Genomic DNA, 23639 nt, shown 5'->3' on the forward strand with positions numbered 1-23639 from the left:
TATGTGGACGCTGTGGATTCGACGCGCTGACGGTGGTGATGGTGTTTGTGGTCCATCCCCTGTTTCGTCCCCTGTCGGGGCCGACTTACTTTCTTTGTCTTGCCAAAAAAAGGTAAGCAAAGAAAGGCGCGCCCGAGATGGCGACTTCCCCTTGAATTTATGTAACCGGGCGGAGACGGGGAAAACTCGCTGCGCTCAAACAGTTTCCCGTCTTGTTTCCGCCCGCTTACAAAAATTCAAGGCGCCATCTAGGGCAGGGTACGGCCAAACCTTCCGGCGGTACGTGTTGACGCTGCGGCGAGCGTTGGCCGATCGTGAGTGTTTGCTTGGCGTTGTGATTGTTGCCGCGTTATCTGTGAGCGGCTGTGCCGTCGGTCCCGATTTCAAAGCGCCGGCGGGGCCTGCGGCTAACGGGTATTCCGCGCAGCCCGTGTCGCGCGAAACCGCATCCGCGCCCGTTGTTGGCGGCGAAGCGCAGCATCTTGTCGATGCCAATGTGCCGGCGGATTGGTGGCACCTGTTCCGGTCCCCCGCGCTGGATGCGTTGGTGGACGAGGCGTTGCGCGCGAGCCCGACCGTCGCGCAGGCGGAGGCGCGCTTGCGTCAGGCGCAGGCCGAAGCGCAGGCGCAGTTCGGCTATGCGTTGCCGTCGGTGGATGGCACCGTGTCGGCGGTGCGTCAGCAGATCAACCCGGAGGCGTTCGGTTTCAACACGCCCAAGCCGGGGCCGTTCACGTTGTATTCGGCGTCGCTGTCGGTGTCGTATGCGCTGGATATTTTTGGCGGCGTGCGCCGGGCGCTGGAAGCATCGCAAGCGCAGGTCGATACGCAGCGTTATGAACTCGAAGCGGCGCGCTTGTCTCTGGCAGGCAATGTGGTGACGACCGTGGTGCGGATTGCCGCGCTGGATGCGCAGATCGCGACCACGCAGCGATTGGCGGCCGAGCAGCGCAAGCAGCTGGAAATCACTGAGCGGAGGCTGAGCGTGGGCGGCGTCGCGCAGGTCGATGCGTTCTCGCAGCGCACGCTCGTCGCGCAGACCGACGCCACGTTGCCGCCGCTCATGCAACAGGCCGCGCAGCAGCGGCACCGTCTATCGGTATTGCTGGGCCGCGAGCCCGGCGCAGGGTTGCCGGAGTTGCCTCCGCTCGACGCACTGCATTTGCCCGATCCGCTGCCGGTGTCGCTGCCATCCACGCTCGCGCAGCGACGCCCCGACATTCGCGCCGCCGAAGCGATGTGGCACGAAGCCAGCGCCAACGTGGGCGTGGCCACGGCCAATCTGTTCCCGCGCATTACGTTGTCCGCAGGCCTGGGTTCGGAAACCACCAGCTTCCGTAACCTGTTGGGCGCCGGGTCGAGCATCTGGAACCTGGGCGCCGGGCTCACGCAACCACTCTTCCACGGCGGCACCCTGCGCGCCAGAAAGCGCGAAGCCGAAGCCGCCTACGATGCAGCCGGCGCCGCCTACAAACAAGCCGTATTGCAAGGGCTGCAAGAAGTGGCCGACGCTCTGCACGCCGTCAACAACGATGCCCAAACGCTACAGGCCCGAGCGCTGGCAACCGACCAAGCACAACAGACCCTGCGCGCCGCCGAAGCTCGCCACGCCGCTGGCGGGATCAGCACGCTAACGTTGCTGGACGCCCAGCGCCAGGTCGATCAGGCCACGCTGCAACAGGTGCAGAGCCAAGCCGACAGGTTGCTAGACTCCGCCGCGCTCATGCAGGCGTTGGGTGGCGGTTGGCAATAGACCCACGACAAAGGGAAACCAAATCGACAACGCAGGCCTTCAGTCGGTGTGGCCGTACCCTGCCCTAGATGGCGCCTTGAATTTTCGTAAGCGGGCGGAAAAAAGACGGGAAACTGTTTGAGCGCAGCGAGTTTTTCCCGTCTCCGCCCGGTTATGAAAATTCAAGGGGAAGTCGCCATCTCGGGCGCGCCTTTCTTTGCTTACTTTCTTTGGCAAGACAAAGAAAGTGAGTCAGCCCCGGCAGGGGATGAAACCGGGGATGAACCACAAACGCAAAACAATCAAACAGCCGCCCGCAACAACCGCTGCTGATAAGCCTGCAAATGCGCAAACGCCACCCGCAGCAGCGACACATCAACGCCCAACGCCCGCCCGCGGCGCAGCATGTCTCCCACGATGTGATCTGCCTCCACACGCCCGCCACTCTCAAGATCCCGCAACATCGATGCCGTCAGCGGCGAACCGGCTTGCGTCAGCACATTGAGCCCGCGTTCGCGCGCCGCCTGCCGATTCGGATACCCCGACGCCGCAGCCACGCGCTCGCACGCCAAGAACATCGCTTCATTCAACGCTGCGCCCTCGTCCGTGGCGACGATTTCGCCCACCGTCGCCCGCATCAGGCAAGTCATCGCGGCCAGAGAAGTGAGGAACGTGAACTTTTCCCACATGTCCTGCATGACGTTCTCGGCGAGCACCGAATCAAAGTTGGCCGTGGCAAACACGTCGCGGATCGCTTCGGTGCGCTCGCGCGGCGCATGCGGCGTGCGCTCGCCAAAGGTGATGGAGTGCACGGCGGCGCCTTGGCCATTGCTCAGGTGCAGCACGGCACCATCCGGCGCACTCGTCGCACTGATGTGGCACAGCCCACCCAGCACGCGCGATTCCCCGAACGCGGCATCCAGCCGTTCCAGATGCGCCAGACCATTGAGCACCGGCAGCACCACCGTGCGCTCGCCCACCACGGGGCGGATCGCGGTAATGGCGTCTTCCAGGTCGTATGCCTTGCAGCTCAGTAGCACCAGGTCGGCGCGGCCCCAAGCCGTGGCTTGGTCCGCGGTGATGGTCTGCACGGGCAATTGCGCATCGCCGTGCGGGCTGCGAATCACGAGACCGTGTTGGCGCAACCGCGCCGCGCGCGCGGGCCGCACGAGAAACGTCACGTCCGCGCCGGCCTGGGCGAGCCGCCCGCCAAAATAACCGCCGGTGCCACCGGCGCCAAGCACCAGAATCCGCATTGCTGTCGTCATGGGGTTCGTTTCCATCGAGCAGAAGATAGGCAAACGATTCTAGGCCTGTTCGCGTGACCCTGCAGACGGCGCCCCGTGCGCGCTAAAATGCTGATTTTCCTCACAATTTGACGCCTGTTCGGCCATTATTCAGCGCTGGCGGGGTCGAGATGCCATGACGTTTTCCAATAATTTCCACCGCCTCGAAACCCGACTGCAGTCGCAGGTTGGCCGCGCCATTGGCGACTTCAACATGATTGAAGACGGCGACACCATCCTCGTGTGCCTGTCCGGCGGCAAGGATTCGTACACGATGCTGTCGGTGCTGATGGCCCTGCAGAAGCGCGCGCCGGTCGACTTCAAGCTGATTGCGATGAACCTCGACCAGAAGCAGCCCGGCTTTCCGGAAGAGGTCCTGCCCAACTACCTGAAGAAGGTGGGCGTGGAGTACGTGATCGTCGAGGCGGATACGTATTCGATCGTCAAGGAGAAGGTGCCCGAGGGCAAGACCACGTGCTCGCTGTGTTCGCGCCTGCGTCGCGGTGTGATCTATCGCACGGCCAAGGAGCTGGGTGCCAACAAGATCGCGCTGGGTCACCACCGCGACGACATCGTCAACACGTTCTTCCTCAACATGTTCTTCGGCGGCAAGATGAAGTCGATGCCGCCCAAGCTGGCCACGGACAACGGCGACCACATCGTCATCCGGCCGCTCGCCTATTGCGCGGAAAAGGACATCGCTTCGTACGCCCGCGCGATGGAATTCCCGATCATCCCGTGCAACCTGTGCGGCTCGCAGGAAAACCTGCAGCGCAAGAAGGTCAAGGAGATGCTGCTGGAGTGGGAGCGCCAGACGCCGGGCCGTATCGACAACATCTTCGCTTCGCTGCAAAACGTGGTGCCGTCGCACCTGGCCGATACCGATCTGTTCGACTTCAACGGCCTGACCACAGGCCTGGCGAAGATCGGCGAAGACGCGCTGTTCGGCCAGACCGCCTACGATCAGGCCCCGCTTGTGTTTGCTGGCTCGCACGATGACCGGATCGAGTTCGTGCGGTTTGAGCGCAAGCCCGGCGACAAGTCCGCCGAGCAGGCCGTGCCCGGAGAGGCGGCGGCAAACTGAGCGCAACTCCCTCCATGCGAGGTGGCGTATGGCGCACTCATGCGCGCAGCGCGCCAGGCCGCACGTCCACCATCCGTCCGACCGGCCGGCGGTCTACCCGTCTCGGTCATGGCGCGATTGCAACAATTCCACCGTTTGACCGGTTCAGGGGGAGGGCGGGCCCCATGCTAGAATTTTTCCATCTGTGTCTTATACGCCGCAAAAGCGCCCCGCAGAAGGGTTTGCAGGCGGTCCGGCCATCCTGAGGGGAGGTGGCGGGCGGTGGGTTACAGGCAGCCATTCCCGGTGCCGGCAACCCGTCGCAGGCTATCGCTTCGAGTCACTCTAGGAACCTCCTTGTGAATATCGTCATCCTGGCTGCAGGCATGGGCAAACGCATGCGCTCCGCCCTGCCGAAAGTGCTGCACCCTCTGGCCGGCAAACCGCTGCTGGCGCACGTCATTGAAACCGCCCGCACCATGTCGCCGACGCGGCTAGTGGTCGTGGTGGGCCACGGTGGCGACCGGGTGCGCGAGATGGTCGGCGCACCCGACATCGCCTTCGCCACGCAAGACAAGCAGCTCGGCACGGGCCACGCCGTCATGCAGGCCGTAGACCAGCTCGACGAGAGCGTGCCCACCCTCGTGCTCTACGGCGATGTGCCGCTCACCCGCGCCGAAACGCTGAGCGCGCTGGTAAGCGCGGCCGGCAACGACCACCTGGGCGTGCTGACCGTGCACCTGGGCGACCCGACCGGCTACGGCCGCATCGTGCGCGACGCCGCCGGCCGCATCACGCGCATCGTCGAGCAGAAAGACGCCAACGAAACGCAGCTGGCCATTCACGAAGTGAACACCGGCATCCTGGTGTGTCCGACGGCCAAGCTCAAGAACTGGCTCGCGACGCTGTCGAATGACAACGCGCAGGGCGAGTATTACCTGACCGACGTGATCGAGCGTGCTGCCAGCGAAGGCGTGCCTATTACGTCCGCGCATCCGCTGGCCGAGTGGGAAACGCTGGGCGTGAACAGCAAGGTGCAACTTGCGGAGCTGGAGCGCATTCACCAGCGCAACCTCGCGCAGCAACTGCTGGAAGACGGCGTGACGTTGATCGACCCTGCGCGCATCGACGTGCGCGGCAAGCTCACCTGCGGCCGCGACGTCGTGATCGACGTCAACTGCATCTTCGAGGGCGACGTCACGCTGGCTGACGGCGTGCGCATCGGCGCCCATTCGGTGATCCGCGATGCGGTGATCGAGGCCGGTGCCGAAATTTTGCCGTTCTGCCATATCGAGCGCGCCAAGGTTGGCGCCGACTCGCGCATCGGCCCGTACGCGCGTCTGCGCCCGGGCACCGAGTTGGCCCAAGACGTGCACATCGGCAACTTTGTCGAGGTCAAGAACAGCCAGATCGCGGCACACAGCAAGGCCAACCACCTGGCCTACGTGGGCGACGCCACGGTCGGCTCGCGCGTCAATATCGGCGCGGGCACCATCACGTGCAACTACGACGGGGCGAACAAATTCCGCACCGTCATCGAAGACGACGCCTTCATCGGTTCCGACACGCAACTCGTGGCGCCGGTGCGCGTTGGCAAGGGCGCGACGCTGGGTGCCGGCACCACGCTGACCAAGGATGCGCCCGAGGGCAAGCTGACGGTCTCGAGGGCGCGGCAGGTGACGATCGACAGCTGGCAGCGCCCGGTCAAGCAGAAGAAGGAAGGCTGACAGGTTTTCTCCTGCGCCGAACAGCGGATGCCGCTTCGGCACACGAGCATCGATACTGAATTACCGAGTGCGGCGCACATTCAACGTGCGGCCCCACCCCAACTGGAGAAATCAACATGTGCGGTATCGTTGGCGCGGTTTCCACGCGCAATATCGTTCCCGTCCTGATCGAGGGCCTGCGCCGTCTGGAATACCGCGGCTATGACTCATGCGGTGTCGCCGTACAGCGTGACGGCCAGCTCGAGCGCGCACGTACCGTGTCGCGCGTGGCCGATCTCGATGCCCAGGCACAGACCAGCCACCTGGACGGCGCCATCGGCATCGCGCACACGCGCTGGGCCACGCATGGCCGGCCGGATACCGTCAACGCGCACCCGCACTTCTCGGGCGACACCATCGCCCTGGTGCACAACGGCATCATCGAAAACTACGAGTCGCTGCGCGAAGAGCTGAAAGCCGTCGGCTACGGCTTTGAATCGCAGACGGACACCGAAGTCGTCGCGCACCTGATCCACCAGGCCTACACGTACCCCAGCAGCAAGACGCGCGGCGACCTGTTCGCCTCGGTACGTGCTTCGGTCAAGCGCTTGCACGGCGCCTATGCGATTGCCGTGTTTGCCCGTGACAACCCCGACGTGGTGGTAGGCGCGCGCGCCGGCTCGCCGCTGGTGGTGGCGATTGGCGAGAACGAATCGTTCCTCGCCTCCGACGCGCTGGCCGTGGCCGGTACCGCCAGCCGCATGGCCTACCTGGAAGAAGGCGACGTGGTGGAACTCACCCGCGACGGCTTCACCGTGGCCGATGCAAGCGACAAGATCGTCGAGCGCGAAGTGAAGGAAGTCGGCACCTACGCCGCCGCCGTGGAACTTGGGCCCTTCCGCCACTTCATGCAGAAGGAAATCTTCGAGCAGCCGCGCGCCCTGGGCGACACGCTCGAGGGCGTGCAAGGCTTTGCGCCGAACCTGTTCGGCCCCGAAGCAGCCCAGGTGCTGCCCAAGGTCGACAGCGTGCTGATCCTGGCTTGCGGCACGAGCTACTACTCGGGCTGCACGGCCAAGTACTGGCTCGAATCGATCGCCAAGATCCCGACGCAGGTGGAAGTCGCCAGCGAATACCGCTACCGCGAGACGGTGCCCAACCCGAACGCGCTGGTCATCGTGATCTCGCAATCGGGCGAAACCGCCGACACGCTGGCCGCACTGCGCCACGCACGCGAACTCGGCCACACGCACACCCTCGCCATCTGCAACGTGGCGACGAGCGCCATGGTGCGCGAGACGCAGCTCAAGTTCCTCACGCGCGCGGGCACCGAGATCGGCGTGGCGTCCACCAAGGCGTTCACCACGCAGCTGGCCGCGCTGTACATGCTGGCGCTGACGTTCGCCAAGCTGCGCGGCCATCTGAACACCGAGCAGGAAGAAGATGCGCTGCGCCATCTGCGCCACCTGCCGTCGGCGTTGAACGCGGTGTTGGCGCTCGAGCCGCAGATCATCGCGTGGTCGGACGAGTTTGCCCGTCGCGAAAACGCGCTGTTCCTCGGTCGCGGTCTGCATTACCCGATCGCCCTGGAAGGCGCGCTCAAGCTCAAGGAAATCTCGTACATCCACGCCGAGGCCTACCCGGCCGGCGAACTCAAGCACGGCCCGCTGGCCCTGGTGACCGAGCAGATGCCGGTCGTGACCGTGGCCCCGAATGACGCGCTGCTCGAAAAGCTCAAGTCGAACATCCAGGAAGTGCGTGCGCGTGGCGGCAAGCTGTACGTGTTTGCCGACGCCGATACGCATATCCAGTCGAGCGACGGCATCCAGGTGATCCGCATGCCGGAGCACTACGGGCAGCTCTCGCCGATCCTGCACGTGGTGCCGCTGCAGTTGCTGGCGTATCACACGGCGCTGGCACGCGGCACGGACGTCGACAAGCCACGCAACCTGGCGAAATCGGTGACTGTCGAATAAGTTTCGGCAGGCGCAGAAACAGATGATCATTTACAAATATGTTGGCCCCAGTGCAAATATGTTTGGGTTCTGAAAAATATGTTTGTCCTGGGGCGTTTCGCCCCAGAGTTCCACATTAGGTGGTCGACGTTTGACACCAGCCGAGGTAGTGAAGGCAGCGTCCGATTGCTTGGATGGGCGGGGCGAGCAGCGCGACACTTCTGCGTTGCTCGCACAAGCCTGTCGCGAACCGCTGACTTTGTGTGCTCCGACTATCCCAGGGGAAAGCTTGATTTCCCTGGTTGGGCGGTATCACGTTACCAGCGGAAACCCAACTACGCGGGATACGTACGCAGAGCTCTTTCGGCGTTTGCCGTTCCCACTTACAGCCTGGGTTCCGTCACATGTCGGAGCTTTGGGTGATCGTTTTCCCACACGACCAAGTCAGACGATTCAGTGCCTCTTGCGAGAGAGCACATTGTTTCCGCTACTGGAAATGTTTACTGGCGCCGAGTTCGCTGCGCGGGACGAGCAGAGCCATATCGACGCGGTGCTTCAGGGGCTCCCAAAACACACAGCCGGCGCATTTAATCGGACCCGTCTTTGCCCTCAATGTCTGACGGAAGATGAAGACAGGTACGGGACGCCAGCTATTTTCAATGCACATCAGATACCGGGCGTTTCCGCATGCTTTCGCCATGGCATCCCGCTCTTAGAGCAATGCCCTACATGTCGGTGTTGCGACCATCGCAACCATGGCGGCACGGGTGCGCGCGAAACATTCGCCCGTGAGCGGGGCTGCAGCCGCCGCGCTGCTGTCCAATGTTGCAACATTGGTACTGATGGCGTTGCTGGTTGCTGTCATCGATATCGTGCTGCTCCGGTCCTTGGCGGTGCCGCTTGTCATCGGTGCAGTGATGACGGTGGGGTGCGCCGTGTTTTTGATGCTGCGTGATAGGACACCGGTTCAAGCGGACGGGGGAAACGCGTCTTCGTCGATCGATTGGCGCGCCGCAATCGGTTTTGGGTTATGGACGGCTGCACTGCTGCTGATAGCAGCGGTGTCGCGGGAATGGTTCGGGACCGCGGCCGTCACCGCCGTGACGCTGTTTGGTGCTTTGGCCGATGCGCATGCTGCCACTGCGGCCATTGCTACCCAGGCCGCCAGTGGGGCGCTTACGCGCTCAGTGGCGGGTGCGCTCGTCATGTTGGCGTTGTCCGTCAATACCTTGACCAAAATGGTTGTGGCAACTAGCGGCGGGAAAGCGTTTGCGGGTCAGGTTGCCGGTGGTTTGCTGACCGCACTCGCTGCGAGTTGGGCCGCATTCTGGATCGCGGCCTAGTTAATCCCGACCGATTCCCGGCATCCAATACACCGGACACATGCGGATCAGACCGGTCACTAAAGGCACTAGACCAAGCCACTCAACCCAGGCCGGTACTGTGCCGAACAGCGCCAACAGAATCATGGCGAGGCCGATGATGACGCGGACGACGCGATCGGTGGTTCCAACATTGGGAAACATGGCGCTACTCCTACTGGCGAAATGAAATGGGTTGGACGCCCTAAATCGTCAAATGCGACGGTGTCTCCGAGCCGTGATCCATGTATCGGTCGCCTCCAAGAATTCTGGCCAGCAAGGTCCATTCGCTGCCCATTGCGCGTGTCATTCAAAGTCAGCATACCGATGAGTTGCTGCTGATCGGCGATTACCGTCAAGCGGTGCAAGCCGTGACAGAGCACACTGCGAAGCGCCTTGCTGATGATGGCATGACCATAAATAATCAGCACGCCGAGGGTCATCTCCTCGGATATGGTGGTCAGAGCGCAGTCGGCGTGGCTGGCGATACCGTGGACCACCATGTCGCGGTCAGGCGTGGCGTTGCCAGAACGCATAGGCACTGGCGCCGACTACCTGCTGCGCGAGTCTGCCGTCGATCAGCGTACTCGCCGCCGGCGGCATGTCGATGTTGGGCGCGACGTATGGATAGCCGAATGCCGGGCTGGTATTCCAAACATCGGACACCGTCGGGTTGTTGTTGACCGTGATTCCGTAGATGAAATCGACGTCCTCCCGCGTCAGGTGAATTCCACTGGTATCGCTTAAGAATCCGTTAAGAAGAATCCGAGAGCATCAAGGCATTCCTCAGTGTGAGAGGCCACGATGCCGACCTCAAAGTTTCTTCCTGTTGCCTGCCTGCATTCGGTCTTGGCGTTGGCGCTAGCCGCTGCCGCTCCCCTGGCAAGTGCGGAAGTGCCCACGCAAATGCTCGATCAATATCGCGCGAAGGCCGGAACCCCCTCCGAACCGTCCCGCGGGCAGCAGTTTTTTACATCCAAGCACGGCCGTGAATGGAGCTGTGCATCTTGCCACGGCAACCCACCAACGCAAACCGGCCGGCATGCCGCAACCAGCAAGTCGATTGCGCCGCTGGCTCCGGCGTTCAACCCTGAGCGCTTTACCGATGCTGCAAAGACCGAGAAATGGTTCCGGCGCAACTGCAACGACGTAGTCGGGCGCGAGTGCACGGCGACAGAAAAAGCGGACGTCCTGAGTTGGCTGATGACCCTCGGCAAGTAGGGTCGTCCAGCAAGCCACTCAATTCCTTACCTGATTCGGAGTATCCCAATGTCTGACCGTGCCATCGTTACAAGCAGAACTGCGGGCGCTTGCCTGGCAATCGCGGGCCTGGCGCTGTCGTTTCTCGCCGTCGCCGAAGAGGGGCCCGGCATGCGCGCCGCGCCGCTGCTGCCCAAATATCGGCAGGAATGTGCGTCTTGCCATATTGCCTATCCGCCCGGCGCGCTGCCCGCCAGCTCCTGGCAACGCATTCTGGGCAACCTGCAGCACCACTACGGGACAGATGCCTCGTTGGACCCTGCCACCGTCAAGCAGCTCGATCAGTGGCTTACGGCCAACGCGGCAGGTCGCTCAAATGCTATGCCCCCACCGCCCGAGGACCGGATCACCCGATCGGCGTGGTTTGCCCGCACTCACGACGAAGTGCCCGCTGCGGTGTGGCGCCGGCCTGCCATCAAGAGCGCCTCGAACTGCGCCGCCTGCCATACCAAGGCGGATCAAGGCAATTTCAATGAACACGATGTCCGCATCCCGCGCTGAAACCATGAAAACCGATTCCATCACCCGCCGCATCCTGGTTTGGGATGCGCCGACCCGCCTGTTCCACTGGCTGCTGGCGGTGAGTTTCCTGGGGGCCTACTTGACCGCGGAAAGTGAGCAGTGGCGCCTTATTCACATCACGCTCGGCTACACGATGGCGGCGCTGGTCAGCTTTCGGCTGCTGTGGGGCGTGGTGGGCACGCGATACGCCAGGTTTTCCAACTTCGTACGGTCGCCCGCCGCCGCACTCCGCTATTTGACCAACATCATGCGCGGGCGGCCGGAGCACCACGTCGGCCACAACCCCGCCGGAGCGCTTGCTATCATCGCCTTGCTGCTGATGGCATGCGCCTTGGCGGGCACGGGCTGGGCAACCTACAACGATGTCGGCGGTGACTGGCTCGGCGAGTTGCACGAAGGCATTGCCAACGCAATGCTCGCACTGGTGGGTATTCATGTTCTCGCCGTCTTCGCCAGCAGTTGGCTGCACCGTGAGAATCTCGTTGGTGCGATGTTCAGCGGACGCAAGACGGGCCTGCCAAATGAGGGCATCCGCCGTGCGTGGTGGAGCCTCGCGGCCCTGATGCTGGTGGCGGTGCTGGGCTTCTGGTGGATGCAATGGCAGTCCGCGCCGTCGGCCGGGGCCGCTGACCGCCCCGCAGCATCTGCGAAGCATCACGGCGCCGAGCGCGACGACTATTGATCCAAACCGGTACCGAGCGGAGACCTCATCCGTGCGCATCCTGCTTGTCGAAGACGACCCCCTGCTCGGCGACGGCATCCGGGCCGGCCTGCATCAGTATGGCTTCCAAGTCGATTGGGTGCGCGACGGTGAGGCGGCGTGGCGGGAGTTGCGCACGGACGCCTACGTCGCCGCGATACTCGATCTTGGGTTGCCCCGCATGGACGGCGTGGACGTGCTGCGAAAGGTGCGTGACGCAGGCATCACGGTCCCCATCCTGGTGCTGACCGCGCGCGACGCAATACCAGACCGCGTGCGCGGGCTCGATCTTGGCGCCGATGATTACATCGTCAAGCCCATTGATCTGCACGAACTCAGCGCGAGGCTGCGCGCGCTGGTGCGCCGTGCGCATGGCCATCCCACGGAACGGTTGCGGGCGCGCGGCATTGTCCTTGAGCCCGCATCGCGCACGGTTTTTTGCAACGGCGCCCCCGTCGTACTGTCGACGCGGGAATTCGACCTTCTGCATGCCTTGATGCTGAACGTGGGGCGCGTACTGTCACGCGAGCAGCTCGAGCAGTGCCTGTACACCTGGGGGCAGGAGGTCGGCAGCAACGCCGTGGAAGTCCACATCCACCATCTGCGCGCGAAACTTGGCAGCGACCTCATTCGGACCGTACGCGGCGTCGGCTACATGCTGCCGCGTGACAACGCAGAGGCGCCATGACGCGGCCGCGCTCGCTTCAAGGTCGGCTGCTGCTACTGGTGCTTGGCGCCGTCGCCGGCCTGTGGCTCGTCACCGCATTGATCACGTGGTACGACACCCAGGACGAGATCGATCAACTGCTGGACAGTCATCTGGCACAAGCCGGCGCGTTACTGGTCATGCAACACGCGCAGACCTTAGATGAGGACGACGAGTCGAGCCACGACCTGCCAGTCCAGCATCGCTACGCGCCCAAGGTCGCCTTTCAGGTCTTTCATGACGGGAAGTTGGGCGTCCACTCGGCCAACGCGCCGAACCAGCCGATGGTTACGTCGGGCGAGCACATCGCGTCCGGATTCTCGACGGTGCAAATCGAGGGCTATACCTGGCGGGTCTTTGCAATGCAGGGTGTACACAAGAACATCCAGGTCTACGTTGGCGAGCGCATCGACTCGCGCACCGCAATCCTGACGGCAATCCTGCGCAACATGCTGTGGCCAATGGCGCTGGCATTGCCGTCACTCGCCTTGGCTGTCTGGTGGGCAGTCAAGCGTGGTATGTTGCCGCTGCGCAGATTGGGCAACACGCTTGCCAAGCGCGATCCGCGAGCGCTCGATCCGGTCCGGATGCCCCATGCGCCGGTTGAGATGACACCCATGCTCGACGCGCTCAACACGCTCTTTGTCCGCATTCAGGTCATGATCGACGCCGAGCGCCGCTTTACTGCAGACGCTGCCCACGAGCTGCGCACACCGATTGCCGCGATCAAAGCACAGGCCCAGGTGGCTATGGCCGCCGAAGACGACGCCACACGTCGCCATGCCTTGCTCGGAACGCTGGAAGGGTGCGACCGTGCTGCCCATCTGGTTGACCAATTACTGCTGCTCTCGCGCCTGGAAGCCAACGCCGGCGTATCGATAGAACCGATTGACCTTGGCGCACTGGCAAGACAAGTCATGGCAGACATTGCGCCAATGGCCTTCGGCAAGCGACAGCACATCGAACTGGAGAGCCCGGAGTGTTGCATGGTCACGGGTAACCGGGCCTTGCTGGCCTCACTTGCTCGCAACCTGATCGACAACGCCATACGCTACAGCCCCGCCGAGGCACACATCGTCGTGACGGTAGCGAACCGGAACGGACGTGCCGTGCTCTGCGTGGAAGACAGCGGCCCCGGGCTTCCACCTTCCGAACAGGACCGACTTGGCGAGCGTTTTTTTCGTGTCGCCGGAACGGAACAGAGTGGCAGTGGCCTCGGGTGGTCGATCGTGCGGCGGATAGCGGCGGTTCACGGTGCAAGCGTAACGGTTGACCGCTCGCCGGGTCTCGGCGGATTGCGCGTAGACGTTATCTGGTCGAATCTGGAGCCCAGCGTGTCTGGGACCCACCAATAGGTCATGCGCAACTTCATCCCTTCATTGAAGCCATGAAGAATACGAGCCCCCAGTGCGGCTCGAAGAGCCTCTCTAAGTGGAAGGTGGCGCCGGTCTATCTCATGCTCAATGGATTGGCCCTGGGGCTGCGCAATTGACCGAGTGCTACCGCTCAACCTGAACCCCATCCCCACGCTCACTGCTCAGACAATCCATGCAACAGACAAAAGAAATCGATCTGGAGATCGCTGCTGATTCCGACGACAGCGTGGCCAGGCAGGCGGCCGCCCGGCGCAGCACCCTTGTGAGCGTGGCCGTCAATCTGGGGCTGACGGTAGCGCAGGTGGCGGCTGGCATGCTGGCTGGCTCGCAGGCGCTGATCGCCGACGCCATCCACTCCTTGTCCGACCTGATCGCGGACTTCGTGGTGCTGTTTGCCGGCCACCATAGCCAGAAGGGGCCGGATCAGACCCATCACTACGGTCACCAACGCTTCGAGAATGCCGCTTCGCTCGCGCTCGGTTTGCTTCTGCTGGCTGTGGGCGTGGGCATGCTCTGGAACGCGGTACTCAAGCTGGAGCACGCCGAGGCGATCCAACCGGTGCGGCTGATTGGTCTATGGGTCGCGCTGGGCGCGCTGGCCGCCAAAGAACTATTGTTCCGCTACATGCTGGCGGTGGCCGAAAGGGTGCGTTCGAGCATGCTGGTCGCCAACGCCTGGCATGCGCGTTCGGATGCCGCATCGTCACTGGTGGTGGCGCTTGGCATCGTGGGCAACGTGCTTGGGTATCGCCTGCTCGACCCAGTGGCGGCGCTTGTCGTGGGCCTGATGGTGACCCGCATGGGCTGGCAGTTCGGCTGGGAAGCCCTGCACGACCTGATGGATCGCGCAGTCGATGAGGAGACCGTGGAGGCGATCCACCAGGTCATGCTCGCAACGCCAGGCGTGCTTGGCGTACACGACGTCAAGACACGCCGCATGGGCGACTTGATCCTGGTAGACGCGCACCTCGAAGTCGATGCGCGCGCCAGCGTGCGCGAGGGCCACAACATCGCATTGGAGGCTCGCCGCCGCGTGATGGAGCGCCGCGACGTGCTCAACTTGATGACGCACGTGGATCCGGTCGATGTGCCGATCTAGTCGCAGCCGATTCCCGTTTTGTTGACTTGCGACAAGCCCTCCCGAACTGGAGCGAGTATCCGTGAATCGTGGCGGTTGCGGATCGCGACCTGCCGGCTTTCCACCTTCTTCCTGGGTTACCTCTATGAACTCCGAGCAGAAATACTCCCCGGCCATACGGTCGCTGCATTGGCTGGTGTTCCTGGCTGCGCTGATCGCGGTGGTGATCATCGATATCCACGATCTCTTCCCCAAGGGCAGCGCCATGCGGGACACCCTGTTCACCATCCATCAGACGGCTGGCCTTTCCGTGCTGGTCTTGATGGTGCTGCGGCTGTTTGCCCGCCTAGGCACGGAAGTGCCAGCGGCAATTCCAGGGCCTAAGCTTCTTGAGCGTGCTGCACGAGCCATGCACCTAGTGCTCTACGTGTTGATGCTGGGGATGCCGATCCTCGGTGCACTGGCACTCGCCTGGGAAGGCAAGGCTATCGAGCCGTTCGGCCTGGCCTGGGCCGCCCCACTTGCGCCGAACAAGACACTGGCTGACCTGGCCAAGGACATCCACGAGTCGGGAGCAACGCTGGTGTACATCTTCGTCGGACTGCATGCTGTTGCCGCGCTCTGGCACGAAGTTGTGCTGAAGGATAGGTTGTTGCGCCGCATGATCTAGCATCGTTGAGCGCGCAGGAACGGAGGCGATGCCTCTGCCGTCTCGGCTTCCTCCCACCTGCCTCTGGCCCATGCCCTCCGGTTTCCGACACCTCAATGCCGTCCTGCTTGCCGCCTCTGCGTTGACGCTGTCGGCAGGATTGCTCGCTCGCTATCTGAACGCAGGTGCGCTGGCGCAAGATCTATGGTTGATCGGCATTGCTCCCAATTGGGTGGCGCTGGCGGTCACGATCGTTCGCTCCTTGATACGGCGGCAAGCGGGCATTGACGTCCTGGCACTCCTGTCGATCAGCTTTGCGCTGTTGTCTGGCGAGGTACTGGTGGCCGCCGTCATTGCCCTCATGCTGGCGAGCGGGCGGGCACTGGAAGACTTCGCGCAAGCGCGGGCGCAAAAGGAGATGACGGCGCTGCTGAGCCACGCGCCCAAACAGGCCAATCGCTTCGAGGGCGGCCAGTGGTGCCAGGTTGATCTGGCGACAGTCCGGTCGGGCGACCGGTTGTTGGTGAGGCATGGCGAAGTCGTACCCGTGGACGGCACCTTGTCGGAGCCGGCCGATCTGGATGAGTCAACGCTGACCGGTGAATCCGTCACGCGACATCGCGCGCCCGCAGAAGCCGTGAGCAGCGGTGTGCTGAACGCTGGGGCCGCCTTCGAGATGGTGGCGGCGGCATCGGCCGAGCACAGTACCTTTGCGGGCATTGTCCGGATGGTCAGTGCTGCGCAGGCCGAGCGCAGTCCGTCCGTGCGGCTGGCCGACCGCTATGCATTCGCATTTGCAGGCGTCGCCGTCGTGCTGGCCGGAGCGAGCTGGCTACTGACAGGCGATCCAGCCCGTTGCCTCGCCGTGCTCGTGGTTGCCACGCCTTGCCCGCTGATCCTGGCAGTGCCGGTGGCAATGGTATCGGGCATGTCGCGCTGTGCCAGGCGCGGCGTTCTGATCAAGGGCGGCGGCGCCCTGGAACGGCTCGCGCAGGCCGATACCTTGTTCTTCGACAAGACCGGGACCCTCACGGGAGGGTACGCGCGGCTGGTCGACATCGAGTGCAGCAGCCGCTACGAACCCCAGGAGGTGCTGCGTCTCGCTGCCTCTCTCGCACAAGCTTCGAATCACGTCATGGCCGAAGCGGTGACCAAAGCGGCCCGCGAGCGAGGTGCGGCGCTGCTGCTGCCCAGCGCCGTGATCGAGAGTCCAGGCGCGGGCGTCCAAGGTCATGTGGGCGGCCATGCTGTTTCGATTGGCACCTTGCCTCACGTGCTCGGCTCGGCGGTCGCTCCGCCCTGGAGCGAAGGGTTCATCAAGCGTGTGCGCTACGCGGGCGCGTCGGCTGTCTTCGTGGGGGTGGATGGGGAGCTGGTCGGTGCATTGCAGCTTGCGGACCGCATCCGCCTTGAAACACCGCGTGCGCTGCGTTTGCTTCGCCAGATCGGAGTGCGCCGCCAAGGCATGCTCACGGGGGATCGGCCCGATGTGGCCGAATCGGTTGGCGCGATGCTGGGCGTGACGGACGTCTATGCAGACCAATCGCCCGCTGACAAGCTCACAGCGATCAGGGAGGCCCGCGCAGCGGGCATGGTGATTATGGTCGGTGACGGCGTGAACGACGCGCCTGCGCTGGCGGCGGCGGACATCGGCGTGGCGATGGGCGCGCGCGGCGCCGCAGCATCTTCAGAAGCTGCGGACGTTGTGTTGCTGGTCGACCGGCTGGATCGTCTGGTGGATGCCGTACGGATCGCCCAGCGCACGCGTTACATCGCGGTCCAGAGTGTCGTTGTGGGGATGTCACTATCGATCGCGGCCATGATTGCGGCGGCGCTGGGTTATCTGCCTCCGTTGGCCGGTGCTCTGCTGCAGGAGATCATCGACGTTCTCGTCATCCTCAATGCCCTGCGCGTTCTGCAGGCAGGCCCACATAAAGCCACTCGCACGTTGCCGCCACAGGACGTGGAACGCTTCAAAGCCGAACACGCCGAGCTGGAGCCCATCATGAACCGCATTCGCACCGTGGCGGACCAACTGCCGCGGATAGGGCGCAATCAGGCAAAGACGACGCTCTCCGACCTGACGCGGTTGTTGAATCTGGTGCTGGTGCCGCATGAGCGCCGTGACGATACCGAGATCTATCCTGACGTGGCGCGCCTGCTTGAGGGGGAAGACCCACTGGCTGCGATGAGCGGCATGCATCGCGAAATCTTTCGAGTGACGAACCTGCTGGACAGGATCGTCACGGACCTCCCCGAGCAAGGACCGGACTCCGCCGCGTTACAGGAGCTGCAGCGTTTGCTGTACGGGCTGGACGCCGTCCTGCGGTTGCACTGCGCCCAGGAGGACGAGCTGTTCCACGTACTCGGCAAGGAGGCGTGAACGCCATGACAAGTTTGCTCGCCTTGTTCGCCACGGTCTTTGCCCTGAACGTGGTCCCGGCCTTTGCGCCACCCACATGGATGGTGATGTCGTGGATCGGCTTTTCCCGCCCCGAAGCTAACCCCGTTGTGCTTGCAGCGGTGGCCGCCTGTGCCGCGACGGCGGGGCGTCTGGTGCTGGCGCGACTGGCCTGCATATTGGTCCGCAAACATTGGATGCGTGAATCGGACCGGCAGAACATCGACGTCGTGAGCGCCTGGCTCGAGCAGCGCAAAGGTATGACTGTGGGACTGGTGCTTGCCTACGCGTTCAGCCCGTTTCCATCCAACTACATTTTCATCGCCTACGGCCTGACCGGCATGCGGCTGTGGTTGATCGGGCTGCCATTCTTGGTAGGGCGCTGGGTGAGCTATCTAACCTGGACTCACATTGCCCAGATCGGGGCGCGATATCTGGACGAAGAATCCGAGATCGATGGTACCTATCTCGGTGTCTACTTTGTCGTGTCGCAACTGGTGTTTCTCGCTGCGGTCTACGGGTTCACGAAAGTGGATTGGGGCTGCCTCATGACCGAGAAGCGGCTGCGCTGGCGGCACCGGCAAAGAATTCCATCGTCTCTAAAGGCCTCCGATCAAACCGGGGAACACTGATCCGATGCAGTGACGCGGCAGCTTTCCGGTCCACGCAGGTTCCGAAAGGAGATCACCATGTACGACACCATCATGGTAGCAATCGATGCAAGCCCAACTGCGGAACATGCGCTTGACGAGGCCATAAGCTTGGCCAGGTCGCTTGGGTCAAAGCTAGTTATCGCCCATGTCGTGGATAACGCCCACATCAAATACGACTTGAGTTCGCCGTTCGTGCGGGAAGTTTCGGATGCACTGGCTCGGCGCGGAGACACGCTGGTCTCGGCAGCAATTCGCAAGGCCCAACTAGCTGGAGTTCACGCTGCAGTCGCCATCACTAGAGACCCGCTGACGTATATCGACATCGCTACGGAGCTGGAGAGACTTGCGTCGGAGGCGGGCGCGCAAGTCTTGGTGCTTGGTACACACGGGAGGCGGGGAGTACTGCGGGCGTTGCTGGGAAGTGTCGCGGAGAGCGTTGTCCGTACGTCTTCCCTCCCGGTACTACTGGTGAGAAACAATCCGGACAGAGAGGCCCACGGCTAGCCGCCGTTGTCCCGAGTCTCCTCGGGACGGCATGTGCGGCACTTCGGGAAGCCGCTGGCAAGCGGCACCTTGCTCATCGGCGAGGCAGCACCTTCGCAGAGTCGGACAGCGTGCCCGGCGGATAGACGACCACGGTTTCGTGATCGCGTAGCCCATCCACAACTTGTGCCTGTTCAGCATTGCGTTGTCCGATTTGAATGATCCGCTGAGCAGCCCGTCCGTTCTCGACGGTAAACGCGCACCAATGCTCGCCGCACCTGAACAGGGCGCCGATAGGTAACCGCAGCACATCAGGCCGATCCCAGATAACGATGCGGCCCAGCACGCGATACCCGTCGTTCAACCTTCCAGGTTGGTCAACCAGGTCGGCCACGATATTGACACGCTGTTCCTCGACCCCAAGCGCCGAAACCTTGGTAAATGCTCCCGGCCCAACCACGCGTACGGCCGCATTGATCGGCACCGATCCACCCCAATCCTCGATCAACACCTGCATGCCTGGGCTGACCTTTACCGCGTCTGTGGACAGTACGTCGACCACCACCTCGTAGCGCGATGGATCTGCCAGCAGCATGACCGGCGTACCGGAGAGCACGACTCGCTCGCTCTGCTGTTCGATTCGCAACAATAGGCTATCGACCGGAGCGCGAATTTCCACCGGTTGTCCAGCCTCCAAAGCCTGAAGATTGGCGGTGGCAACGCGCACATCCGCTGCCGCGGATGCTTCCCGCGCGCGGGCGGCAGCCAGATCGCTGGCGCTCGACGCCAAGCTAGTGCGCGTCTGCTCGACTTCCTGTCTCGATATGGCGCCGCTGCTTAGCAGCTTCTCACTCCGGTCCAAGTCACGCCGTACCTGATCAAGATCGGCGCGAGCATGCGCAGCGCGCGCCTGCGCCTCACGGTAGACCGCTTCAGCGGCGTCAACACGTGCCCGCTGCCCGGACCTCTCGCCTGGCGTCATCGGTACCGGCACCAGGACGGCAATGACCTGTCCTGCCTTGAGGTGATCGCCTTCATGCAGATCCACACGCAGAAGACGCCCGGTGATCGGCGCGGTGATCACGTAGCGATCATGCGCACGGATTTCACCATCTTCGTCCACCGTCACGCGGAGGGGCCCTCGTGTCACAAGCGCGGTATCAACAATTGTCGGCTTCGGCCAGAATGCGTACGTCAGCGCCAGCGTCACCGCGAGAACGACGGCCGAAAGGACGAACGCCTTTCTCACGGCTGCGCGTTTCACGATTCCCTCGCCTTGAGGACCGCGACGATATCGAGCCGCCGGATCTTCAACGAGACCAGCAGCCCCGAACACGCAACCGCGCCTGCTGTCACGACGAAAGCGTATGCGAACGTCGCGGCTTGAATCACGAGAGGGAGTCGATACAGGTCAGTGGAGAGTCGCATGACCAGGAATGCGCACGTGCCATATCCCAGCAATAGTCCAACCGGCGACGCGATCGCGGCAAGTGCAAACTGCTCGCCCAGAAGAATCCAGGCAACTTCGGTCTGCGTGAAGCCAAGGACGCGTAGCGATGCCAGTTGCTGAACCCGTTCCGAGTAGGCGATGCGCATGGCGTTGAACGCGACACCAAATGCGATCACGCATGCAAAGGCAAAGTTGATTGAAGTCGTGAGGCGGATGCTCTCATCCATGATCTTGCGGAAGCTGTCGATGACTGACTGGCGGGCTGCGACCGCGTTCACAGCAGGCATGCGCTTGAGCGTTGCATAAAGACGCCCAAGCTCGCTTGTATCAACAGACAGTCGGGCACCCGACCAGTTGCCGCTCTCTTCCAGAAAGTTCGCCAGTGCTTGCTGGTCCATATAGGCGCCAATACCGACCAGATCCCCGGACCGTCCCACCAGAGTGACCTGCCGGATGCGACGTTTGCCTTCCAGTTCCTCAACGGTGATCCGGTCACCAGGTTGTACCCCAAGAACATCGGCGAGCCTGGCGGAGACCAGCATGCCATCCGGCGGCACGCGTAAAGGTTGGCCGCGATCATCGACAAGCCGGTGCAGATCTCCTTGCCGTGCGATTCCGCTCAACGAGACTTGCCGAGATCGGTACCCCACCGACAACCTGACCGGCACGTCGCGAAACGGCTCGACCTTCAGCACGCCCGGCAAGCGTTCGAGCGCATAGACAGCGCGATGGGATAACGGTTGCGAGAAGGCTACCGTGACATCTTGACGCTCGACCTGTTGGAATTGGACGTCGAACAGATGATCGACCGCATCGAAGAAAAAACCACCAATAACAAGAATGGCGCTCGCGCATGCCAGAGCCAGGGAGGCGAGCAGCGATTTGACGGGCTGGCGGGCAATGTTCCGCACGATCATTCGCGATACGATGCCCAACTGCCGGTAAAGGCCAATTCGCTCCGCCCAGCTTGCGGCAAAGGCTGGCGGCACAGCGGCACGCAGGGCATCGACGGGCATCAAGCCCGCGGCTTTCGCGACACTGGCAGCTACACCGACAGCCGCCGTTGCGAAGCTCAGGAACACCGCCCAGGCGATGATCGGGATATCGATTCGGAATTCGAGGCGTGCCAGGCGATAGTACTTCGCGTACAGGCCCGTCAAATATGACCCCAGTTCAAGTCCCCCTGCGATCCCGACGGCGGCCCCCGCTGCCGCCATCAGACAGGCGAACTGCAGGTAGTGCAGACCAACGGTGACATTTCCGTAGCCAAACGCTTTCATCAAGCCGATCTGTGTACGCTGCATATCGATCAGCCGGCTCAGGACGTTCTGCAATAGAAACATGGCGACGCAGAAGAAGATGGCGGGCACGTATGTAGCCGTTACCCGGTTCTGCGCGATCTCATCCGAGATGAATCGATTCGATACCTGATCCTCGCGTGTGATGGTGCCGAGTCCGCCATAAGGCCCCAATTCGTGATCGACTTGAGCAATCACGCGCGCAGACGGAACGCTGCCATCGAGAGACAGCGCCAGGTCATTGAACGCACCGCTCATGCGGAACGCCGCCGACAGCGCGTTGGTACCCATCCAGAGCACGCCGTAGTGACGATTGTCCGGAAAGATGGAGCCAGCTCCCGCTTCATAGACATACTCGGGCGACATCGCGATGCCGACAATGTGCAACTGCTTCCGCCGCCCATTGAGAACGGCGGCCAGGCGTCCTCCTGCCCGCAGATGGTTGGCATCCGCAAACGCCGCGCTGACCAGAACCTCATCGTCGCGGCCGGGCGCCACGTATCGGCCGCTTTGCAGGTGCAGAAGATTGAGCGCCGGCCAGCTCTGCTCAGGAACCGAAATGACGTGCCCAGTCGCGGGTTCCGTCAGGCCTGGTATATCGACTGTCACGTCCGACACCACGCGCGCATCCGTGCGTGCGACCCCCGGTAACGTGGCGATGCGCGTTGCCACCTCCAACGGGGCCCTCTTGAGATGAACAAAGAGATCCGCGAACCGGTACGACGCGTAATAGTCTTGCTGCGCGTCCAGCAGAGCAAGGTAGGTGCTGCGCATCGCAACGAACGTGGTTACACCGCAGCCGACGACCAGCACGGCGGCAACGGCCTGGGCTCGCAGGTGCCAAAGGTCGCGCCAGAGCAGGCGCGTGAGCGCGCTTACCATGACAGATCCTGTGCGCTCGCGCGTTGCGCGTTGTGACGGTGTTCGACAATGGCTCCGCTGCTCATACGTAGGACACGGTCCGCCATGTCCGCGATGACGGCGTTATGTGTGACGATGACAATCAGGGTGCCAAACTCTCGGTTCACACGCTCGAGCACCTCAAGCACTAGGCGCCCCGTACGGAAGTCCAGCGCACCAGTTGGTTCGTCACACAGCAGCACGTCTGGCCGTTTGGCGACCGCGCGCGCAATGGCCACGCGTTGCTGTTCCCCGCCCGACATCTGCGAGGGAAAGTGGTCGCCGAGCGCCCCGATGCCGACCATGGACAAGGCATCGTCCGGAGCCAGCGGCCGATCGGCAATATCAGTCACCAGGGCGACGTTCTCGCGCGCGGTCAGGCTCGGAATTAGGTTGTAGAACTGAAAGACAAATCCGACGTGCTCGCGTCGGAACCGGGTGAGGTCTCGCTGCGCTGCAGATGAGAGGTCGTGGTCTCGGTAGACGATCGTGCCGCTCGTTGGTGTGTCGAGCCCACCCATCAAATTGAGCAGTGTCGATTTGCCGCTGCCGGACGCGCCGAGCAGCACGACGATCTCACCGGAGCCAAGTTCGAGGTCAACCTGATCCAGCGCGCGAACGCTCACGCTCCCCATCGGGTAGACCTTGCTGACCGCATGAATGGTAAAGACCGTTTCCACTACGCACCCGATCGGCATCTGGTGACACATTTCGGAACGACGCTCGCTGCCTGAGCCGCTCCCTTGCCGTGTTGCGGTGGCCCAGCATCCGTCGATGGGCGGGCAGCAGCTCTGCGCCTGGAATCACCCTAGTCGGATGCTTCAGATGTCCGTTGATCTGGCTCAACGCCACTCGGGTATAACCGCGAACATGCTCGGCATTAATCAGCCGTTGGGTGAAGAACCTCCAAGCACTGCCGCTATGTGATTTGATCAATGCACCGCGTCGACCCTGGCGGTTGAGATTCATCGGCATGGTCTTCGGTTGATCAAGATCAGCCTGCCGAACGTGGCGTGCCATAAGTTTGAAGCATCACCCGTGGGCTCCCACGCCAGAGCTG

At 62.8% G+C, this 23639-nt stretch carries 20 protein-coding genes and 2 pseudogenes; 16 read left to right on the top strand and 6 right to left on the bottom strand.

Going from position 1 to position 23639, the window contains the following annotated elements:
* The first annotated feature begins 1 nt into the window (after window position 1).
* Entirely contained in the window at window positions 2-1753 is a 1752-nt protein-coding gene (locus tag N5B55_RS00340) for an efflux transporter outer membrane subunit (protein WP_369812415.1), read from the top strand.
* A 281-nt stretch (window positions 1754-2034) separates the two neighbouring features.
* Here N5B55_RS00340 and panE read toward each other — a convergent pair whose 3' ends face one another.
* Complete coding sequence (panE, locus tag N5B55_RS00345) at window positions 2035-2988, bottom strand: 2-dehydropantoate 2-reductase (RefSeq protein ID WP_304539819.1); 954 nt, start codon at window positions 2986-2988, stop codon at window positions 2035-2037.
* A gap of 166 nt (window positions 2989-3154) precedes the next feature.
* On the opposite strand from panE, the gene ttcA reads away from it, so the two are divergent.
* From ttcA to N5B55_RS00365, 5 genes and pseudogenes are all read left to right on the top strand, one after another.
* Window positions 3155-4102 carry a tRNA 2-thiocytidine(32) synthetase TtcA gene (gene ttcA / locus N5B55_RS00350; protein ID WP_012760902.1) on the top strand — a complete coding sequence of 316 codons (948 nt, stop codon included), beginning with the start codon at window positions 3155-3157 and terminating at the stop codon, window positions 4100-4102.
* Between the two features lie 338 nt (window positions 4103-4440).
* Window positions 4441-5808, top strand: a complete 1368-nt coding sequence (gene glmU / locus N5B55_RS00355; protein ID WP_065860170.1) for a bifunctional UDP-N-acetylglucosamine diphosphorylase/glucosamine-1-phosphate N-acetyltransferase GlmU — start codon at window positions 4441-4443, stop codon at window positions 5806-5808.
* Between the two features lie 116 nt (window positions 5809-5924).
* Window positions 5925-7763: a glutamine--fructose-6-phosphate transaminase (isomerizing) gene (gene glmS / locus N5B55_RS00360; protein ID WP_304538791.1), complete on the top strand. Its 1839-nt coding sequence runs from the start codon at window positions 5925-5927 to the stop codon at window positions 7761-7763.
* Window positions 7764-7911: 148 nt separating this feature from the next.
* Window positions 7912-8442, top strand: a pseudogene (locus N5B55_RS25300) (TniQ family protein); the annotation flags it as partial.
* A 46-nt stretch (window positions 8443-8488) separates the two neighbouring features.
* Window positions 8489-9085, top strand: coding sequence for a DUF4010 domain-containing protein (locus N5B55_RS00365; protein ID WP_304539820.1), 597 nt, complete (start codon window positions 8489-8491; stop codon window positions 9083-9085).
* On the opposite strand, the gene N5B55_RS00370 is transcribed toward N5B55_RS00365, so the two are convergent.
* Together N5B55_RS00370 and N5B55_RS00375 are read right to left on the bottom strand one after the other, a co-directional pair.
* Entirely contained in the window at window positions 9086-9268 is a 183-nt protein-coding gene (locus N5B55_RS00370; RefSeq protein ID WP_304538792.1) for a YgaP family membrane protein, read from the bottom strand.
* Window positions 9269-9622: 354 nt separating this feature from the next.
* A pseudogene (locus N5B55_RS00375) lies at window positions 9623-9829 on the bottom strand (cytochrome C); the annotation flags it as partial.
* A 78-nt stretch (window positions 9830-9907) separates the two neighbouring features.
* Here N5B55_RS00375 and N5B55_RS00380 point away from each other — a divergent pair.
* The 10 genes from N5B55_RS00380 (at window position 9908) to N5B55_RS00425 (ending at window position 18952) form a co-directional block, all read left to right on the top strand.
* Window positions 9908-10324 carry a DUF1924 domain-containing protein gene (locus N5B55_RS00380; RefSeq protein WP_304538793.1) on the top strand — a complete coding sequence of 139 codons (417 nt, stop codon included), beginning with the start codon at window positions 9908-9910 and terminating at the stop codon, window positions 10322-10324.
* A 48-nt stretch (window positions 10325-10372) separates the two neighbouring features.
* Window positions 10373-10864 carry a diheme cytochrome c gene (locus tag N5B55_RS00385; protein WP_304538794.1) on the top strand — a complete coding sequence of 164 codons (492 nt, stop codon included), beginning with the start codon at window positions 10373-10375 and terminating at the stop codon, window positions 10862-10864.
* A complete protein-coding gene (locus N5B55_RS00390; RefSeq protein WP_304538795.1) occupies window positions 10836-11567 on the top strand; it encodes a cytochrome b/b6 domain-containing protein in 732 nt (243 codons plus the stop codon). Before N5B55_RS00385 ends, N5B55_RS00390 begins: the two co-directional genes overlap by 29 nt.
* 31 nt (window positions 11568-11598) lie before the next feature.
* Window positions 11599-12273 (top strand): response regulator, encoded by a 675-nt coding sequence (locus tag N5B55_RS00395; RefSeq protein WP_304538796.1) that lies wholly within the window; start codon window positions 11599-11601, stop codon window positions 12271-12273.
* Window positions 12270-13646, top strand: a complete 1377-nt coding sequence (locus N5B55_RS00400) for an ATP-binding protein (RefSeq protein WP_304538797.1) — start codon at window positions 12270-12272, stop codon at window positions 13644-13646. The genes N5B55_RS00395 and N5B55_RS00400 overlap by 4 nt, the downstream gene beginning before the upstream one ends.
* Before the next feature lie 193 nt (window positions 13647-13839).
* Entirely contained in the window at window positions 13840-14766 is a 927-nt protein-coding gene (locus N5B55_RS00405; RefSeq protein WP_304538798.1) for a cation diffusion facilitator family transporter, read from the top strand.
* Window positions 14767-14890: 124 nt separating this feature from the next.
* Complete coding sequence (locus N5B55_RS00410; RefSeq protein ID WP_304538799.1) at window positions 14891-15415, top strand: cytochrome b; 525 nt, start codon at window positions 14891-14893, stop codon at window positions 15413-15415.
* A 70-nt stretch (window positions 15416-15485) separates the two neighbouring features.
* Entirely contained in the window at window positions 15486-17777 is a 2292-nt protein-coding gene (locus N5B55_RS00415) for a heavy metal translocating P-type ATPase (RefSeq protein ID WP_304538800.1), read from the top strand.
* Window positions 17778-17782: 5 nt separating this feature from the next.
* Window positions 17783-18427, top strand: coding sequence for a hypothetical protein (locus N5B55_RS00420; protein WP_065857549.1), 645 nt, complete (start codon window positions 17783-17785; stop codon window positions 18425-18427).
* A 57-nt stretch (window positions 18428-18484) separates the two neighbouring features.
* Window positions 18485-18952 (top strand): universal stress protein, encoded by a 468-nt coding sequence (locus tag N5B55_RS00425; protein WP_304538801.1) that lies wholly within the window; start codon window positions 18485-18487, stop codon window positions 18950-18952.
* A gap of 73 nt (window positions 18953-19025) precedes the next feature.
* Here the strand turns inward: N5B55_RS00425 and N5B55_RS00430 are convergent, their stop codons facing one another.
* From N5B55_RS00430 to N5B55_RS00440, 3 genes are read right to left on the bottom strand one after another with little or no spacing between them, the layout of a single operon-like run.
* Window positions 19026-20195, bottom strand: a complete 1170-nt coding sequence (locus tag N5B55_RS00430) for an efflux RND transporter periplasmic adaptor subunit (protein WP_304538802.1) — start codon at window positions 20193-20195, stop codon at window positions 19026-19028.
* Window positions 20192-22561: an ABC transporter permease gene (locus N5B55_RS00435; RefSeq protein WP_304538803.1), complete on the bottom strand. Its 2370-nt coding sequence runs from the start codon at window positions 22559-22561 to the stop codon at window positions 20192-20194. Before N5B55_RS00435 ends, N5B55_RS00430 begins: the two co-directional genes overlap by 4 nt.
* Window positions 22555-23259: an ABC transporter ATP-binding protein gene (locus tag N5B55_RS00440; protein ID WP_304538804.1), complete on the bottom strand. Its 705-nt coding sequence runs from the start codon at window positions 23257-23259 to the stop codon at window positions 22555-22557. The genes N5B55_RS00435 and N5B55_RS00440 overlap by 7 nt, the downstream gene beginning before the upstream one ends.
* Window positions 23260-23639 lie beyond the last annotated feature (380 nt).

The organism is Ralstonia pickettii, from assembly GCF_030582395.1.
GTDB lineage: Bacteria > Pseudomonadota > Gammaproteobacteria > Burkholderiales > Burkholderiaceae > Ralstonia > Ralstonia pickettii_D.

Bases quoted from the DNA above. Each gene is read 5' to 3' on its own strand.
- N5B55_RS00340 (WP_369812415.1), top strand. From the start codon at position 2: ATGTGGACGCTGTGGATTCGACGCGCTGACGGTGGTGATGGTGTTTGT.
- panE (WP_304539819.1), bottom strand. From the start codon at position 2,988: ATGCGGATTCTGGTGCTTGGCGCCGGTGGCACCGGCGGTTATTTTGGC.
- ttcA (WP_012760902.1), top strand. From the start codon at position 3,155: ATGACGTTTTCCAATAATTTCCACCGCCTCGAAACCCGACTGCAGTCG.
- glmS (WP_304538791.1), top strand. From the start codon at position 5,925: ATGTGCGGTATCGTTGGCGCGGTTTCCACGCGCAATATCGTTCCCGTC.
- N5B55_RS00370 (WP_304538792.1), bottom strand. From the start codon at position 9,268: ATGTTTCCCAATGTTGGAACCACCGATCGCGTCGTCCGCGTCATCATC.
- N5B55_RS00380 (WP_304538793.1), top strand. From the start codon at position 9,908: ATGCCGACCTCAAAGTTTCTTCCTGTTGCCTGCCTGCATTCGGTCTTG.
- N5B55_RS00385 (WP_304538794.1), top strand. From the start codon at position 10,373: ATGTCTGACCGTGCCATCGTTACAAGCAGAACTGCGGGCGCTTGCCTG.
- N5B55_RS00390 (WP_304538795.1), top strand. From the start codon at position 10,836: ATGAACACGATGTCCGCATCCCGCGCTGAAACCATGAAAACCGATTCC.
- N5B55_RS00400 (WP_304538797.1), top strand. From the start codon at position 12,270: ATGACGCGGCCGCGCTCGCTTCAAGGTCGGCTGCTGCTACTGGTGCTT.
- N5B55_RS00405 (WP_304538798.1), top strand. From the start codon at position 13,840: ATGCAACAGACAAAAGAAATCGATCTGGAGATCGCTGCTGATTCCGAC.
- N5B55_RS00410 (WP_304538799.1), top strand. From the start codon at position 14,891: ATGAACTCCGAGCAGAAATACTCCCCGGCCATACGGTCGCTGCATTGG.
- N5B55_RS00415 (WP_304538800.1), top strand. From the start codon at position 15,486: ATGCCCTCCGGTTTCCGACACCTCAATGCCGTCCTGCTTGCCGCCTCT.
- N5B55_RS00420 (WP_065857549.1), top strand. From the start codon at position 17,783: ATGACAAGTTTGCTCGCCTTGTTCGCCACGGTCTTTGCCCTGAACGTG.
- N5B55_RS00425 (WP_304538801.1), top strand. From the start codon at position 18,485: ATGTACGACACCATCATGGTAGCAATCGATGCAAGCCCAACTGCGGAA.
- N5B55_RS00435 (WP_304538803.1), bottom strand. From the start codon at position 22,561: ATGGTAAGCGCGCTCACGCGCCTGCTCTGGCGCGACCTTTGGCACCTG.